General features: G+C 64.9%; 17 protein-coding genes. 11 read left to right on the forward strand and 6 right to left on the reverse strand.

What is annotated here, in order from left to right; genetic code table 11:
• Nucleotides 1-26: 26 nt before the first annotated feature.
• Nucleotides 27-230 (forward strand): CsbD family protein, encoded by a 204-nt coding sequence (locus tag R2N11_RS20855; RefSeq protein ID WP_199028998.1) that lies wholly within the window; start codon nucleotides 27-29, stop codon nucleotides 228-230.
• A 35-nt stretch (nucleotides 231-265) separates the two neighbouring features.
• Here R2N11_RS20855 and R2N11_RS20860 read toward each other — a convergent pair whose 3' ends face one another.
• Both R2N11_RS20860 and R2N11_RS20865 read right to left on the reverse strand, forming a co-directional pair.
• The gene (locus tag R2N11_RS20860) at nucleotides 266-844 is read right to left on the reverse strand and encodes a response regulator transcription factor (RefSeq protein WP_199028996.1); all 579 of its coding nucleotides are present in this window, start codon (nucleotides 842-844) and stop codon (nucleotides 266-268) included.
• Nucleotides 845-886: 42 nt separating this feature from the next.
• A complete protein-coding gene (locus R2N11_RS20865) occupies nucleotides 887-2233 on the reverse strand; it encodes an ATP-binding protein (protein WP_316682242.1) in 1347 nt (448 codons plus the stop codon).
• 144 nt (nucleotides 2234-2377) lie between these two features.
• Between R2N11_RS20865 and R2N11_RS20870 the strand changes: the two genes are divergently transcribed.
• Together R2N11_RS20870 and R2N11_RS20875 are read left to right on the forward strand one after the other, a co-directional pair.
• Nucleotides 2378-2872, forward strand: coding sequence for a copper chaperone PCu(A)C (locus tag R2N11_RS20870; RefSeq protein WP_199028992.1), 495 nt, complete (start codon nucleotides 2378-2380; stop codon nucleotides 2870-2872).
• Between the two features lie 48 nt (nucleotides 2873-2920).
• A complete protein-coding gene (locus tag R2N11_RS20875; RefSeq protein ID WP_199028990.1) occupies nucleotides 2921-3136 on the forward strand; it encodes a hypothetical protein in 216 nt (71 codons plus the stop codon).
• Between the two features lie 224 nt (nucleotides 3137-3360).
• Here R2N11_RS20875 and R2N11_RS20880 read toward each other — a convergent pair whose 3' ends face one another.
• Both R2N11_RS20880 and R2N11_RS20885 read right to left on the reverse strand, forming a co-directional pair.
• Nucleotides 3361-3576, reverse strand: a complete 216-nt coding sequence (locus R2N11_RS20880) for a zf-HC2 domain-containing protein (protein ID WP_199028986.1) — start codon at nucleotides 3574-3576, stop codon at nucleotides 3361-3363.
• A 21-nt stretch (nucleotides 3577-3597) separates the two neighbouring features.
• Nucleotides 3598-4191, reverse strand: coding sequence for a sigma-70 family RNA polymerase sigma factor (locus R2N11_RS20885; protein ID WP_199028984.1), 594 nt, complete (start codon nucleotides 4189-4191; stop codon nucleotides 3598-3600).
• A gap of 173 nt (nucleotides 4192-4364) precedes the next feature.
• Between R2N11_RS20885 and argB the strand changes: the two genes are divergently transcribed.
• From argB to slmA, 3 genes are read left to right on the forward strand one after another with little or no spacing between them, the layout of a single operon-like run.
• On the forward strand, nucleotides 4365-5297 hold the full coding sequence (argB, locus tag R2N11_RS20890; RefSeq protein WP_021196928.1) for an acetylglutamate kinase: 933 nt from the start codon (nucleotides 4365-4367) through the stop codon (nucleotides 5295-5297).
• A complete protein-coding gene (locus R2N11_RS20895) occupies nucleotides 5297-6172 on the forward strand; it encodes a pyrimidine 5'-nucleotidase (RefSeq protein WP_316682243.1) in 876 nt (291 codons plus the stop codon). Before argB ends, R2N11_RS20895 begins: the two co-directional genes overlap by 1 nt.
• 48 nt (nucleotides 6173-6220) lie before the next feature.
• Nucleotides 6221-6871, forward strand: coding sequence for a nucleoid occlusion factor SlmA (gene slmA, locus R2N11_RS20900; RefSeq protein WP_316682244.1), 651 nt, complete (start codon nucleotides 6221-6223; stop codon nucleotides 6869-6871).
• A gap of 48 nt (nucleotides 6872-6919) precedes the next feature.
• Here the strand turns inward: slmA and pdxR are convergent, their stop codons facing one another.
• Nucleotides 6920-8419 carry a MocR-like pyridoxine biosynthesis transcription factor PdxR gene (gene pdxR / locus R2N11_RS20905; RefSeq protein WP_316682289.1) on the reverse strand — a complete coding sequence of 500 codons (1500 nt, stop codon included), beginning with the start codon at nucleotides 8417-8419 and terminating at the stop codon, nucleotides 6920-6922.
• Nucleotides 8420-8695: 276 nt separating this feature from the next.
• Here pdxR and gabT point away from each other — a divergent pair, with 276 nt between their 5' ends.
• Both gabT and R2N11_RS20915 read left to right on the forward strand, forming a co-directional pair.
• Nucleotides 8696-9976 (forward strand): 4-aminobutyrate--2-oxoglutarate transaminase, encoded by a 1281-nt coding sequence (gene gabT, locus R2N11_RS20910; RefSeq protein WP_316682245.1) that lies wholly within the window; start codon nucleotides 8696-8698, stop codon nucleotides 9974-9976.
• 4 nt (nucleotides 9977-9980) lie between these two features.
• A complete protein-coding gene (locus R2N11_RS20915) occupies nucleotides 9981-11480 on the forward strand; it encodes an NAD-dependent succinate-semialdehyde dehydrogenase (protein WP_316682246.1) in 1500 nt (499 codons plus the stop codon).
• Between the two features lie 64 nt (nucleotides 11481-11544).
• Here the strand turns inward: R2N11_RS20915 and R2N11_RS20920 are convergent, their stop codons facing one another.
• Nucleotides 11545-12108, reverse strand: coding sequence for a carboxymuconolactone decarboxylase family protein (locus R2N11_RS20920; RefSeq protein ID WP_316682247.1), 564 nt, complete (start codon nucleotides 12106-12108; stop codon nucleotides 11545-11547).
• A 61-nt stretch (nucleotides 12109-12169) separates the two neighbouring features.
• On the opposite strand from R2N11_RS20920, the gene R2N11_RS20925 reads away from it, so the two are divergent.
• The 3 genes from R2N11_RS20925 (at nucleotide 12170) to metW (ending at nucleotide 14641) form a co-directional block, all read left to right on the forward strand.
• On the forward strand, nucleotides 12170-12508 hold the full coding sequence (locus tag R2N11_RS20925) for a winged helix-turn-helix transcriptional regulator (RefSeq protein WP_316682248.1): 339 nt from the start codon (nucleotides 12170-12172) through the stop codon (nucleotides 12506-12508).
• 283 nt (nucleotides 12509-12791) lie between these two features.
• Nucleotides 12792-14006, forward strand: coding sequence for a homoserine O-succinyltransferase MetX (gene metX / locus R2N11_RS20930; protein WP_316682249.1), 1215 nt, complete (start codon nucleotides 12792-12794; stop codon nucleotides 14004-14006).
• Nucleotides 14003-14641, forward strand: coding sequence for a methionine biosynthesis protein MetW (metW, locus tag R2N11_RS20935; RefSeq protein WP_199028972.1), 639 nt, complete (start codon nucleotides 14003-14005; stop codon nucleotides 14639-14641). The genes metX and metW overlap by 4 nt, the downstream gene beginning before the upstream one ends.
• The last annotated feature ends 7 nt before the right edge of the window (nucleotides 14642-14648 follow it).

Raw genomic sequence — 14648 nt, forward strand, 5'->3', positions numbered from 1 at the left:
TTTGTTCCAACCGCAACGGAGGTCGTATGAACTGGGATCAGATCGAAGGCAAATGGGAGCAGGCCAAGGGCAAGGTCAAGGAGCAGTGGGGCAAGCTCACCGACGATGACCTGACCATCATCCGCGGCAAGCGTGACCAGCTTGCCGGCAAAATCCAAGAACGCTATGGCTACACGAAGGAGCGTGCCGAAGACGAACTCAAGGCGTGGGAGCGCGATACGCGATGGTGATGCGCCAGCGCTGACACGCCGGGCGGCTGTTCGCCTTACTTGGCGACCGGCCGCTTGCCCAGCTTGCGCTGCAGCGTGCGCCGGTGCATGTTCAGCGCCCGCGCGGTGGCGGAGATGTTCCCGCCGTGCTCGGCCAGGACGCGCTGGATGTGCTCCCACTCCAGCCGTGCCACCGACAGCGGTGCAGGGTTCTCCATGGTCTGCTCGGCCACGGCCTCGGATACGCCCACTTGCAGCGCCAGCAGGATCGAATCGACGTTCGCGGGTTTGGCGAGGTATTCATCGGCGCCGAGCTTCACTGCTTGCACGGCGGTCGCGATGCTCGCGTAGCCCGTCAGGATCAGCATGCGCGCGTCGGGCAGTGCCTGCCGCAGTGGAGCGATCCAGTGCAGGCCGGAATCCGTGCCGCCGTGGGGCATCAGGCCCTTGTCGCTGGCGGCCAGGTGCAGGTCCACTGTCACATAGGCAAAGCGCGTCTGGCGGGCCAGCGACAGTGCCTCGCCGCCGGTATGGGCGATCTGCGGAGCAAAGCCGCGACGTGTGAGCGCACGCGCCAGGGTTTGCGCAAAAACGTCGTCGTCGTCGAGGATCAGGAAGGGGGCGGGTTGTTGCATGTGGATCTCCAGGCCGCAGGGGCCGTGTTGGAGCGGTCGCTCTTATGTGAATAGGGTGGGCGCGCCGATGATGGGGGTGGCCGATTCTTCCTTCGGACCGCCAACCGGCAGCCGGAGTTCGGCAATCGCGCCTTGCGGTGGGTTGGGGCGCAGCACCACGGTGCCGCCCAGGCGACGTGCCGTGGTTGCGGCCAGATAGACGCCGATGCCGTGGCCACCGTGCTTGCTGCGCACCGGCGTGCGGCCCAGCGACGTGCGCAGGTCTTCCGGCAGGCCAAGGCCGGTATCGATGATGGACAGCACGATCTGCGGTGGGGCCTCGCGCAGCGCATCGGGGGTGGCGTCGATCTTGACGGTCAGCAGCAGCGGCACCTGGTCGCGTTTGGCCTGTTGCTGGCTGCGCGCAGCGTTGTCGAGCAGGATGGTGAGGATCTGGCCCACATAGACGGGATCCAATTCCACCGCCTGCGCGGCCGGCGAGCTTTCCGTGTGCAGACGGATATCCGGGTGACGCAATTGCCAAGTCTGCGTGAACTCCGGCAGCCATTGGCCGAGTGGCTCGGGCGCGCCATCATTGGGTTTGCGCTGCAACCGGGCGAGCGCGGCGCGGCACAGTTCGAGCTGCTGCTCGATGGCGCGCAGGTCTTCCTGGTAAGGGGCGAGCGGCGAATTGGGCTGCTTCGCGTCGTGCTGCAGCTCACCGGCGATGACCGCAACTGTGGACAGCGGCGTGCCCATCTCATGCGCCACACTGGCGCCTTGCGACATCAACGCCTCAACGCGCTGATCGCGCAGCAGGCGTTCGCGCGCTTCTGTCAGCTCGGCGTCGCGCTCACGCAGTGCGGCGGACAGGCGCGCCGTGAAGCCGGCAATCATTGCGCTACTGGCCACGAAGTCGATCCACATGCCGGCCAGGTGATACGGCACCGCATCGGCCTGGTTCAGCAGGTTCAGCGGGATGTAGTTGCCGAGCATCATGCTGTAGGCCGCCAGCGCGTACAGCGTCAGGCCCACCACGTGCGCGATCGGCAGCAGGGCTGCAGCAATCGCCAGTGCGGGCAGGTAGAACGACACGAACGGGTTGGTCGCGCCACCAGTGAAGTACAGCAGCGCGGAGAGTGCCGTGAGGTCCACCAGCAACTGGATGGTGATTTCGATAGGGCGCACCGGCCGTTCGCTGCGCATGCGCAGGCCCGTGGCCAGGTTGAACAGCGCGTGCAGGCCCATCACCATGAGCAGGGGCACCACCGGTAACTGCACGCCGAAGACCTGCGGCGCCAGCAGCATCAGGATCAGCTGGGTGGCGAGCAGGCTCCATCGCAGCCAGAACAGGCGGCGTAGACTGGACGTATCCAGCAGTGGTGCGGCAAGAGACAGGGTCGAAAGCATGAAGGAGAAGTGTAAACGCGGGCACCGCGCCGTTTCGGGTGCCGCGATGCGTCAATCAGCCGCACAATTGTGCACCCAACGTACCTTGCCGCGAGCCCTGTGCTTTAATGCGCAGCACGTTTGTCCCGACAGGAGCCTTTCATAATGACGTCCCGATCGATCCGTACTTCTGCCCGTCTGGCCGCCCTGGCCGCTGGTTTGCTGGTCAGCGCTGCTGCCTTTGCCCAGGTTACGGTGCAGGACGCCTGGGTGCGCGGCACCGTGCCAGGCCAGACTTCCAGCGGCGCGTTCATGACGCTGCAGTCCACCGATGGCGCCAAGCTGGTCGGCGTGTCGACTCCGGTGGCGGGCACGGCCGAGATTCACGAGATGAAGATGGAGGGCGACGTGATGCGCATGCGCGCAGTGCAGTCGCTTGACTTGCCCAAGGGCCAGGTCGTGCAGCTCAAGCCGGGCGGCTATCACGTCATGCTGATGGATCTGAAGCAGCCGCTGGCCAAGGACGCCACCGTGCCCATCACGCTCAAGGTGGAGCTGGCCGACAAGCGCGTCGTTGAGCAGAAGGTCGAGGCCAAGGTGCGCGACCTGACCGCCGGCAACATGCCTGCCATGAACCACGGTGGTGAGCACAAACATTGATGGCGCGCGGCGGGTGCTGCTGCGGGCCGACCGAGACTGAGAGCCGACATGGCTAACAAGACGCTGAGCACTCGCCAGAAATTCACCTTCCGCATCGAGCCTTCCACCAAGGCTGGCACCGCGCGTCCGCGCAACCTCCTGGTGCCGCTTGCCCGCGGCCGCAAGGCCGGCGCCCACACCGAGGGCGGTCACGCAGAGCGCCAGCGCGGACGGGCCGACGTCCGACGCGCATTGCGCACATTGGACGACGACGGTAAAGACTGATCAGTTCGATTCCGACGCCGTTCGCACTTGTGCGATCGCTTTGCGCAGGCATTGCTTACAGCGGCAGCCCTGTCCGGGGTGCCGTGCACTGGCAGGCAGTTTCTCTTCCGTCATGCACCAGCAGGTCGCATCCGGCTGCGTACCGTTGCCGATGGCACCGCAACGCAGTGCCACTCCGCAGATCGCGCAGGCGGTGTTGGCCTCAGGTGCATTGATTGACGCGTTCACGGGCGCCCGCCTCCCGCATCATCGTCCTGACCCAGACGGTGCATCGCCTGGCGCAGCACGCCCATCTGATGCGAGAAGCGCGTACATGCATCGCACGCAAACAGGTGCACACGCAGGCGCAGGCGTTCGCCCGTTCCCAGCTCGCGGTCCATCCTGCTCACCAGTACACGGTGCGCTTCCTTGCAGGTGAGCATTCCCCAACGGTTCGGCATGTTGTTCCTCTGTATCGCGACTTAGGCGGCTGCGGGCTGGTTGCCGAACCAGTGCAGATCCAGGCACTCGCGCAGACGCATGCGGGCGCGGTACAGCAGCGCCCAGGCATTGGTCGCGGTGATCTCCAGTTCCTGACAGATTTCATCGGTTTCCAGCTCCAGCCACTCGCGCATCATGAATACGCGCCCCACGCGCGGCGGCAGGCGGTCGACGCACATCTGCAGGATGTCGAAGAATTCCCGCCGCGAGAGCGCCGCATCCGGGTCGCCCCAGTCGGTGGGCGGGCTGAGGTAGTGACCATCAGCGGCGAAGAGTGCATCGAAGACGGCTTCGTCGGAACGCTGTTCGCCGTCATCCGACGCACCACCGGCGAGCAGCGAGACGCGCACTTCGCGCCGCCCCGAGCGGATCTCGTCGATGATCTTGTGCTTGAGAATGCCGATCACGTACGTTTTGAGCGAGGCGTTGCCGGCATAGCGCTCGGGGTGCTCCAGCACGGCCAGGATGGTGTCGGCGACCACATCTTCCGCGAGCGCCGTATCGCGCAACTGCAATTGCGCAAAGCGCTGCAGGTGCGGGCGCAGGGCGTCGAGCTGATCAGGGGCGATGGCCATGTGTGTGGAGTGTTTTCTGTCGGCAACGGTTGCTTTGGGCGCGCAAGATATGCCATCAGACTGTGCCGGCTTTTCTTGTAAAATCGCGCCTGCCGAAAATGGGCTGCAACGCTTTTGTGTAGCAGGCGACATTCGGCGCTCAATCATACCCGCCCAATCCGGATGTCTCCGACATGAACGCTTCTGTTGCTGCTGCCCCCGACCCTGCTGGCCTCGACCCCGAACTCGCGCACATTGCGCCGCCGGTGAAGGCTGAGATTCTCGCGCAGGCTCTGCCCTACATTCGCAAGTTCCACGGCAAGACCATCGTCATCAAGTACGGCGGCAACGCCATGACGGAAGAGAAGCTCAAGCACGGCTTTGCGCGCGACGTGATCCTGCTCAAGCTGGTCGGCATGAACCCGGTGGTGGTGCACGGCGGCGGCCCGCAGATCGACGAAGCCCTGAAGAAGGTCGGCAAGCAAGGCACCTTCATCCAGGGCATGCGCGTGACGGACGAAGAGACCATGGAAGTGGTCGAATGGGTGCTCGGCGGCGAAGTCCAGCAGGACATCGTCATGCTGATCAACCAGTACGGCGGCCAAGCGGTCGGCCTGACCGGCAAGGACGGTGGCCTGATCCGCGCCAAGAAGCTGAAGATGCCGGACCGCGAAAAGCCGGGCGAATTCATCGACATCGGCTTCGTGGGCGACATCGAGACCATCAACCCGGCCGTGGTGAAAGCGCTGCAGGACGACGCGTTCATCCCCGTCATCTCGCCCATCGGCTTCTCCGATGAAGGCCAGGCCTACAACATCAATGCCGATGTGGTGGCCGGCAAGATGGCCGAGATCCTGAAGGCCGAGAAGCTGGTCATGATGACCAACATCCCGGGCGTGATGGACAAGCAGGGCAACCTGCTGACCGACCTGTCGGCGCGCGAGATCGACGAGCTGTTTGCCGACGGTACGATCTCGGGCGGCATGCTGCCGAAGATCTCGTCCGCGCTGGATGCCGCAAAGAGCGGCGTGAACTCGGTGCACATCGTCGATGGTCGTATCGAGCACTCGCTGCTGCTGGAAATCCTGACCGAACAGGCGTTCGGCACGATGATCCGCTCGCATTGATGCGCCGCACCCGGGTGGCTCAGGCGCGCCGCGCGCACGCCTGGCCACGCGAGGTGGTGGCTCCAACGCCACCCAAGCAACAGCCCGTCTGGCTGTTCGACCTCGACAACACCCTCCACCACGCGTCGCACGCGATCTTTCCGCAGATCAACCGGCTGATGACGGCCTATGTGGCGCGCGTGCTTGGCACGGATGACGCCACCGCCAGCCAGGTGCGCGTGGACTATTGGCGCCGCTACGGTGCCACCATTCTCGGCATGGTCCGCCACCACGGCGTCGACCCCGACGACTTCCTTGCCCAGGCCCATACGTTTGATGACCTGCGCGCCATGGTGCGCGCCGAACGCGGCCTGGCCCAACTGCTGCGAGCGCTGCCTGGGCGTAAGATCCTGCTGACCAATGCCCCTGTTGCCTATGCGCGCGAGGTGGTGCGGCTGATTGGCCTCAAGCGCGCGTTTGCCCGGGAGATTGCCGTTGAGCACATGTGGGTGCACCGGCGTCTGCGCCCGAAGCCCGATCCGCTGATGCTGCGCCGGCTGCTGGCGCGTGAGCGCATTGCGCCGTCGCGCGCCATCCTCGTGGAAGACACGCTTTCACACCTCAAGCGCTACCGCAAGCTGGGCATCGGCACCGTGTGGGTGACGGGCTATCTCCGGCGCATGGCGCCTGGGGTGGTTTCGCCGTCTTCGGCGCTGCCATCGCACTCGGCTGCCGAGGCTTTGCATCCAATGCAAGCGGCGGCAATGGGCGCCCGTGCAAATTCGCCACATCAGCCGGCCGCCGCACCGATTTTGTTCGCCAACCGGCCCGGCTATGTCGGCGTGAAAGTAAAATCGGTGCTTCAACTAAAACGAAGGCTTGTTCGACGCGGCTAGGCTGTTGCATCGTTTCCGCGTGCAGAACGGGAGAGGGGCCAGGAAGTCATGAGCAACGCGCAAACGGGGTTTCCGACGGCCGAGCTGGCTACGGAAGCGCCTATTGAAGCCACACCCGTACGCAAGCGTCCCCGCCCGGGCGAGCGCCGCGTGCAGATCCTGCAGACGCTGGCGGGCATGCTCGAACAGCCGCGTGGCGAAAAGATCACTACAGCAGGGTTGGCTGCCAAACTGGATGTTTCCGAAGCGGCGCTGTACCGACATTTCGCCAGCAAGGCGCAGATGTACGAGGGCCTGATCGAGTTCATCGAGCAGACCGTCTTCGGCCTCATCAACCAGATCACCCTGCGTGAAGAGCACGGCCTGCGTCAGGCGCATGCCATCGCGCACATGCTGCTCTCGTTTGCCGACAAGAACCCGGGCATGACACGTGTGCTGGTGGGCGAAGCACTCGTCGGCGAGGACGAACGCCTGCCTGAGCGTATGGCGCAGTGCCTGGACCGTATCGAAGCCTCGTTCAAGCAGAGCCTGCGCGTGGCTGTGACGCAGGGTGCGTGGCCCGCCGATGCGGACATCGCTTCGCGCGCCAACCTGATCGTCTGCGTAGTGCTGGGGCGCTGGCACCGGTACGCCAAGAGCGGCTTCCGAAAGTCGCCCATGGAGGGTGTGGAGGCGCAGTTGCGGGTGGTGTTGGCCTGAGGACGTTGCCGAAAAAAAAGCCCCGCAGATGCGGGCTTTTTTGCGCGCTCAACCGATCGTTCGCACCGCCTCTGCCAGCGTGTGAAAACGCGCAGCAATGTGTTCGGTCTCCACATGACCGTAGCCCAGCAGCAGGCCGGGTTGGCGACTCGCGTCGTCCTGGTAGTAGCGCGAGAGTGGCCGCGTCACGACATCGTTGGCGAGTGCCATGTCCGCGACGGCCACATCATTGGTGCCCGCCGGCAATCCCAGCACGAGATGCAAGCCCGATGCGCCGTCATGCACGGGCAGCGACTCGCCAAACTCGTTGGCGATCGAGGCAAGCAGCGTTTCGCGCCGCTCCGCATACACGCCGCGCATGCGCCGGATGTGCGAGACGAAATGTCCCTCGGCAATAAAGTCCGCCAGCACCGCCTGCGTCAGGATCTGGCCGCCGCGGAACATCTCCGACAGCCCTGTCGCAAAGGCATCTGCCAGCGCGGGCGGCACTACCAGATAACCAATCCGCAGACTCGGGAACAGCACCTTCGAGAACGTGCCCATGTAGAGCACGCGTCCGCCTTCGTCCAAGCCTTGCAGTGATGGCAGCGGGCGGCTGCCGTAGCGGAATTCGCTGTCGTAGTCGTCTTCGACGATCCACGCGTCGGTGGCGTGCGCGGTGGCGAGCAGCGCGCGGCGGCGCGCCAAGCTCATCACCGAACCCAGCGGGTATTGGTGCGAGGGCGAGACCACCATCAGCTTGGGCGGCTTGCCGCGCTGGCGCGTGCGTGCGGGCACGTCGAAGCGCATGCCTTCGTCGTCCACCGGCAGTGGCACGGTGCGGATGCCCGCAGCAGTGAGCACGCTGCGCACGCCCCAGTAGCCGGGGTCTTCAATCCACGCGCTGTCGCCCGCATCGCACAGCAGTTGTGCGATGAGTTGCAGCGACGGGTGGATGCCCGCGGTGATGATGATCTGCTCGGGCTCGCAGCGCACGCCGCGTGCGGTGCGCAGGTAGTCCGCCAGCGCGGTGCGCAGCGGCAGGTAGCCGGCACCCACCGGATATGTCAGCAACGCCGGCGAGGGTTTGCGCAGCAACCGGTTGTGCAGCCGCGACCAGATGCGCGCCGGAAACATTCGCACTTCCGGTACGCCCGGCATAAAAGCGCCCCATTGCCGCGAACTGGCGCCCGCATCGCGCACCAGCGCACGGCCTCGCGTGGAGAGCATCGGTGCGATGGGCGCAGCCGCTTCAGCAACCTCAGCAACAGGGGCCGCTGGCACAGGCGTCGCGTCCAGCCGGTCCGGTGCGGTATCGGCGACGAAGGTGCCGCTGCCAACGCCTGCCGATACATAGCCTTCCACGCCCAACTGCTCGTACACGTGGATGACTGTGTTGCGTGCAATGCCCAGTTCGGTGGCCAACTGACGTGACGATGGCAGGCGCGTGCCGGGCTGCAGTTCGTCGCGCAGGATGCCCTCCTGCAGCGCGCGGTACAGGCGGCGGTGGTCGGGCTCGCCACTGGTGTCGGAGCGGTCGAAGCGGCGCTGCAGGTAGTCGACCAGCATGCTGGCGCGGTGGGTGGGGGAATGGTCGGCCATACGAATATCTGAGCCCAGGATGCGCCGCAAAGCGTAGCGAGCGGCCTGAGGTTGGCCCGAGAAGCGCAGTCGTACACGTGTACGACGAGCATCACAGGGTCAAGATCGGGTCGCGCAGTCGCTTTGCGGTGTATCTCGAAAGTGGTTCTATCAGAAAAACATGATTGGGTCTCATTGTACGGGGCCAATGGCTGCCACACTGGCCTCCATCCGACCTTTTTTGACCCAACGCACCCCAACGCCATGAACGCCCGAGACCCGCAACAGAATGCCCAATGGAATGCCCGCCGCCTGGCCGCCACGCCGCGTGGCGTGGGTGTGATGACCGACCGCTACGTAGAGCGCGCCGAGAACGCCCTGTTCTGGGACGTGGAAGGCCGCCGCTACATCGACTTCGCGGCCGGCATTGCCGTGGTGAACACGGGGCACCGTCACCCGCGCCTGGTGCAGGCCGTGCGTGAGCAGCTCGACCACTTCACGCACACGGCGTATCAGATCGTGCCGTATGGCTCGTCCGTCGAACTGGCCGAGCGCCTGAATGCGGCCACGCCCGGCACGCACGCCAAGAAGACCGCGTTCTTCACCACGGGTGCCGAGGCTGTAGAGAACGCCATCAAGATCGCCCGTGCACACACCGGCCGACCCGGCGTGATCGCGCTCACGGGCGCCTTCCACGGCCGCACGTTCATGGGCATGTCGCTCACGGGCAAGGTCGTGCCGTACAAGACGGGCTTTGGTCCGTTTCCGGGCAGCATCTATCACGTGCCGGCGCCGGTCGCGCTGCACGGCGTGAGCACGCAGGATTCGCTCGATGCCATCAACCGCCTGTTCAAGGCTGACATCGACCCGCGCCAGGTTGCAGCCATCATCTTCGAACCGGTGCAGGGCGAGGGCGGTTTCTACCAGATGCCTGCCGACTTCGTGCGCGCCGTGCGTGCACTGTGCGATGAGCACGGCATCGTGATGATTGCCGATGAAGTGCAGACCGGCTTTGCCCGCACCGGCAAGCTGTTCGCCATGGAGCACACCGGCGTGCTGCCCGATTTGATGACGATGGCCAAGGGTCTGGCCGGCGGTCTGCCGCTGTCGGCAGTCACTGGCCGTGCGGAAATCATGGACGCACCGGCGCCGGGTGGCCTGGGCGGCACGTATGCCGGCAACCCGTTGGCTGTGGCCGCCGCCCATGCGGTGCTCGACATCATCGCCGACGAGAAGCTGTGCGAGCGCTCCGCCGCACTGGGCGCACGTCTGGTGGATGCGCTCAACGGCATGAAGGCCAAGCAACCGCGTATTGCTGAAGTGCGTGGCGTAGGCGCGATGGTTGCTGTGGAATTCAACACGCCGGATGGCAAGCCCGACGCCGATTTCACCAAGCGCGTGCAGCAACGTGCGCTCGACGCCGGTCTGCTGCTGCTGTCGTGCGGCGTGTACGGCAATGTGATCCGCTTCCTGTTCCCGCTCACGATTGAAGACGCGGTGTTCGAAGAGGGTCTTGCCATCCTGCAACGCGCACTGGAGGGCTGACAGCATGACCCGCACTGATTTGCCGAGCGCACCGGCCGCGCCGATCGCGCTCAAAGACCCGGGCCTGTGGCGCACGCAGGCGTTCCTCGCCGGCACGTGGGCCGATGCCGATGACGGCGCCACGCGCGATGTGACCGATCCCGCCACCGGCCGAAAGATCGGTACCGTGCCCGGCATGGGTGCCGCCGAAACGCGCCGCGCCATCGAGGCTGCACAAGTTGCACAGCGTGCCTGGCGCAAGGTGCCGGCGCGTGAGCGGTCGAAGATCTTGCGCCGCCTGGCTGATTTGATGATGGATCACCAGCAGGATCTCGCTGCCATCCTCACGGCCGAGCAAGGCAAGCCACTGCCCGAAGCCGCCGGCGAGATCGCCTACGCTGCTTCGTTCATCGAGTGGTTTGCCGAAGAAGCGCGCCGCGTGTACGGCGACACGATTCCCGCGCCGCAGAGCGATCGTCGCATCGTCGTCACCAAGGAGCCGATCGGTGTCACGGCCGCCATCACGCCGTGGAACTTCCCGATCGCGATGATGACGCGCAAGGTGGGCCCGGCGCTGGCGGCGGGCTGCTCGATGGTGGTCAAGCCTGCGCTTGAGACGCCCTATTCCGCGCTGGCTTTTGCAGAGCTGGCTGCGCGTGCGGGTGTCCCTGCGGGTTTGCTCTCCGTCATCACGGGTGATTCGCAAGCCATCGGCGGTGAACTGACCTCCAACACCACCGTGCGCAAGCTGAGCTTCACGGGCTCCACGGGTGTCGGCAAGCTGCTGATGCGCCAGTGCGCGGAAGACATCAAGAAGCTCTCGCTCGAACTGGGCGGCAACGCGCCCTTCATCGTGTTCGACGATGCCGATGTCGATGCTGCCGTGGAAGGCGCGATGATCGCCAAATACCGTAACGCCGGCCAGACCTGTGTGTGCGCCAATCGCTTCTATGTGCAGCGCGGTATCTACGACACGTTTGCTGCCAGGCTGGCGGATGCCGTGCGCGCGCTGCGCGTGGGCAACGGCACCGAGCCCGGCGTGCAGCAGGGCCCGCTGATCCATATGCGTGCAATGGACAAGGTGCGCCAGCATCTGGACGATGCGGTTGCGCAAGGCGCACGCGTGCTGGTGGGCGGCAAACCGCATGCGCTTTCCGCACAGGGCGGCGCGTTCTTCGAACCGACTGTCGTGGTGGATGCCAAGCCCGGCATGCTGGTCGCGCATGAAGAGACCTTCGGCCCGCTGGCAGCGCTCATCCCCTTCGACACCGAAGACGAAGCGGTGGCCGCTGCCAACGACACCGAGTTCGGCTTGGCCGCGTACTTCTACACGCGTGACCTTGGCCGCGCGTGGCGTGTGTCGGAGGCGTTGGAGTCGGGTATGGTCGGCGTCAACACCGGGCTGATCTCGACGGCCGAAGCACCATTCGGCGGCGTCAAGCAATCGGGCCTCGGCCGCGAAGGCTCCAAGTACGGCATCGACGAGTACCTGGAGGTCAAGTACATCAACATGGCTGGCCTATAAGCAACACGCGCGGCATCAAGCAGCATGAGCGCCTCGGCTGGATCTTCGCCCTTGCAGCGAAGGTTCAGGCCGGGGCGTTTTTCGTGGTGGGAAAGCGCCGTGCGAAGTCTTCCAACGGCAGCCGCAGGGCGTTGGTGAGATAGCTCACCGTGCGGTAGAAGCCCGCCAGCATCAGCAGTTCGAGCACGGCGTCGTCGCTGTAGTGGGCTTTCACGCGTGCCCACAGCGTGTCGTCGATATCGCATGCGTCGTGCAGCGCATCGCAGAACTGCAGCAACGTCGTCTCGTGTGGCTGCCAGCAGGCGTCGGTCGGATCGCCGTTCACCAGTGAGTGGATCTGCGCTTCAGTCAGGCTGGCTGCTTCGCCGAAGATCGCGATATGCACGCCCCATTCGTACTCGGACCCGCAGCGCGCGGTCGTGCGGTCGATCACGAGTTCGCGGTCTCGCAGGCTGAGGTGTCCCTTGTCCAGCAGACCGCCTGCGAAGAACTTGCTGGCCAGCCGGTCATCGCGGGCCAGCGTCGTGAAGAGGGTCAGCGGTGGTTGCCCGCGCATGACCTTGTCGATGGTGTGTTGGATGGATGCAGCAAAAGGTGGGGTTGCGGGGGCAATGCGAGCGGTTTCCATGCGGTCTCCTGCGCTATGATTTTCATAGTAAACGTACAAAACTTGCTATGGAAAGTAAAGCATGAGGGCACCACTTCCCGGCAGGGCCGTCCGCGGCTCGGATTCCGGCCGCCCGATCATGGCGGCGCTGGACCTGTTCGGCCGACGCGGCACACTGCGCATCATCTGGGAGTTGCGCGACGGCCCACTGAATTTCCGGACGCTGCAGGACGCGGCGGATACCAATCCGGCTGTGCTCAACACGCGCCTCAAGGAGTTGCGTGCTGCCGGGCTGGTCGATCACGACGAAGGCGGGTACCGCCTCACCGACTTGTGCGTCGAGCTACAGTCGCTGCTCATGCCGCTCAATGCGTGGGCCGAGCGCTGGGCATTGGCGGTGAGCCATGACGTGGCCAACTGATCGCCACGCTTTCGACAGAGCATAACGAGACGACACAACGGCTTAGCCGCATTGCTCGGCGCTTGCTCTATAATCACGATTTCCTGACGCGCCGATTTGACGACTGGCTTGCGGGCGCGCGGGAGTCCTGATGGCACGAATGTGGTTCAGGGCTCTCATTACAAATGCGGCTAAAGAGGTTCGGTCAGAACGTGGGTAGTGAAGATAAGCGCCCCACGTGCGCCACATGAGAACCCGATTGGTTGCAACACAGCGTTGCCGGTCGGGTTTTTTCTTTGGTGCCATGACAGAACTTCAGGCGGCCTCCGCAGATGCTGCGGCCGAGGCCAATGTGTCCGAGACACCATCTCCAGCGGCACACAAGGGCAAACCAGCCAACGCCATCGGCCTGGTTGTGCCCGAGCGCATGCACTTTGCCGAGCCGCTGCCGTTGCGCAACGGCTCGCAGATCGCCGGCTACGACCTGATGGTCGAGACCTACGGCACGCTCAACGCCGACCGCTCCAATGCCGTGCTCATCTGCCACGCGCTCAACGCCTCGCACCACGTGGCGGGCGTGCATGCGGAAGGCGAAGTCGGCTGGTGGGACAACATGGTTGGCCCTGGCAAGCCAGTGGATACCAACCGCTTTTTCGTCATCGGGGTGAACAACCTCGGCTCGTGTTTCGGCTCGACCGGCCCGATGAGCCCACACCCGGAGACGGGCGACCCGTACGGTGCACGCTTTCCGGTGGTGACGGTGGAAGACTGGGTGAATGCCCAGGCACGCGTGGCGGATCGCTTTGGCATCCAGCAGTTCGCGGCGGTGATGGGCGGCAGCCTTGGCGGCATGCAGGCGCTGGCGTGGAGCCTGATGTATCCGGAGCGCGTGCGGCACTGCGTGGTGGTGGCTTCCACGCCCAAGCTGTCGGCGCAGAACATCGCCTTCAACGAGGTGGCACGCAGCGCCATCCTGTCCGACCCCGACTTCCACGGGGGCGATTACTACGCGCACAACGTCAAGCCCAAGCGCGGCCTGCGCGTAGCGCGCATGATCGGCCACATCACGTATTTGTCGGACGAGGACATGGCGTCCAAGTTCGGCCGCGAGCTCAAGGCTGACGACATCCGCTTCTCGTTCGATGTCGAGTTCCAGGTCGAGAGCTATCTGCGCTATCAGGGCGACAAGTTTGCCGAGTACTTCGACGCCAACACGTACCTGCTGATCACGCGCGCGCTCGACTATTTCGACCCGGCGCTGGCGTATGGCGGCAATCTGACCAAGGCCGTGGCACACACGCAAGCGAGTTACCTCGTCGTCAGCTTCACGACCGACTGGCGCTTTGCCCCAGCGCGCAGCCGCGAGCTGGTCAAGGCGCTGCTCGACAACAAGCATCGCGTCACCTACGGCGAGATCGAAGCCCCGCACGGCCACGACGCCTTCCTCTTGGAAGACACGCGCTACCACGCTCTGGTGCGCGCCTACTACGAACGCATCGCCCAGGAGATCGGCGCATGACCACGCAAACGCTGAATCCTGTTGGTGCACCCTCGGTAGTGCCGAACATCCTGGCCGACCGCGCAGACTTCCGCGCCATCGCCCGCTGGATCGAGCCGCGCTCCACGGTGCTCGACCTGGGGTGTGCTGATGGCAGCCTGCTGCGCGTGCTGCAGGACGAGCTGGACGTGCAGGCCTACGGCATTGAGATTGATGATGCCGGCGTGCTGGCCACCGCCAAGAAGGGCGTGCAGGTGATCCAGCAGAATCTGGAGGGCGGCTTGGCGTTGTTCGAAGACAAGAGCTTCGACACCGTCATCCTCTCGCAGACGCTGCAGACCATCCACAACACCGCGCAGGTGCTGCGCGAGATGCTGCGCGTGGGTCGCGAGTGCATCGTGTCGTTCCCGAACTTCGGCTATTGGCCGCATCGGCTGTCGATCTTCCGCGGGCGCATGCCGGTGTCGGAATCGCTGCCATATGAGTGGTACGACACGCCCAATGTGCGTGTGCTGACCATTCGCGACTTCGAGGCGCTGGCGCCCAAGGTCGGGCTGCTGATTCTCGATCGCGTTGTGCTGCATGAGGGCAGCGTGGTGCGCTGGGGTGCCAACTGGCGCGGCAGCGTGGCGGTGTACCGGGTGCGCGCGGCCTGATTGCACG

The sequence above is a fragment of the Ralstonia flaminis genome, from assembly GCF_958415495.1.
In the GTDB taxonomy this organism is placed as follows: Bacteria; Pseudomonadota; Gammaproteobacteria; order Burkholderiales; family Burkholderiaceae; genus Ralstonia; species Ralstonia flaminis.

Bases quoted from the DNA above. Each gene is read 5' to 3' on its own strand.
- R2N11_RS20855 (WP_199028998.1), top strand. From the start codon at position 27: ATGAACTGGGATCAGATCGAAGGCAAATGGGAGCAGGCCAAGGGCAAG.
- R2N11_RS20860 (WP_199028996.1), bottom strand. From the start codon at position 844: ATGCAACAACCCGCCCCCTTCCTGATCCTCGACGACGACGACGTTTTT.
- R2N11_RS20865 (WP_316682242.1), bottom strand. From the start codon at position 2,233: ATGCTTTCGACCCTGTCTCTTGCCGCACCACTGCTGGATACGTCCAGT.
- R2N11_RS20870 (WP_199028992.1), top strand. From the start codon at position 2,378: ATGACGTCCCGATCGATCCGTACTTCTGCCCGTCTGGCCGCCCTGGCC.
- R2N11_RS20875 (WP_199028990.1), top strand. From the start codon at position 2,921: ATGGCTAACAAGACGCTGAGCACTCGCCAGAAATTCACCTTCCGCATC.
- R2N11_RS20880 (WP_199028986.1), bottom strand. From the start codon at position 3,576: ATGCCGAACCGTTGGGGAATGCTCACCTGCAAGGAAGCGCACCGTGTA.
- R2N11_RS20885 (WP_199028984.1), bottom strand. From the start codon at position 4,191: ATGGCCATCGCCCCTGATCAGCTCGACGCCCTGCGCCCGCACCTGCAG.
- argB (WP_021196928.1), top strand. From the start codon at position 4,365: ATGAACGCTTCTGTTGCTGCTGCCCCCGACCCTGCTGGCCTCGACCCC.
- R2N11_RS20895 (WP_316682243.1), top strand. From the start codon at position 5,297: ATGCGCCGCACCCGGGTGGCTCAGGCGCGCCGCGCGCACGCCTGGCCA.
- slmA (WP_316682244.1), top strand. From the start codon at position 6,221: ATGAGCAACGCGCAAACGGGGTTTCCGACGGCCGAGCTGGCTACGGAA.
- pdxR (WP_316682289.1), bottom strand. From the start codon at position 8,419: ATGCTGGTCGACTACCTGCAGCGCCGCTTCGACCGCTCCGACACCAGT.
- gabT (WP_316682245.1), top strand. From the start codon at position 8,696: ATGAACGCCCGAGACCCGCAACAGAATGCCCAATGGAATGCCCGCCGC.
- R2N11_RS20915 (WP_316682246.1), top strand. From the start codon at position 9,981: ATGACCCGCACTGATTTGCCGAGCGCACCGGCCGCGCCGATCGCGCTC.
- R2N11_RS20920 (WP_316682247.1), bottom strand. From the start codon at position 12,108: ATGGAAACCGCTCGCATTGCCCCCGCAACCCCACCTTTTGCTGCATCC.
- R2N11_RS20925 (WP_316682248.1), top strand. From the start codon at position 12,170: ATGAGGGCACCACTTCCCGGCAGGGCCGTCCGCGGCTCGGATTCCGGC.
- metX (WP_316682249.1), top strand. From the start codon at position 12,792: ATGACAGAACTTCAGGCGGCCTCCGCAGATGCTGCGGCCGAGGCCAAT.
- metW (WP_199028972.1), top strand. From the start codon at position 14,003: ATGACCACGCAAACGCTGAATCCTGTTGGTGCACCCTCGGTAGTGCCG.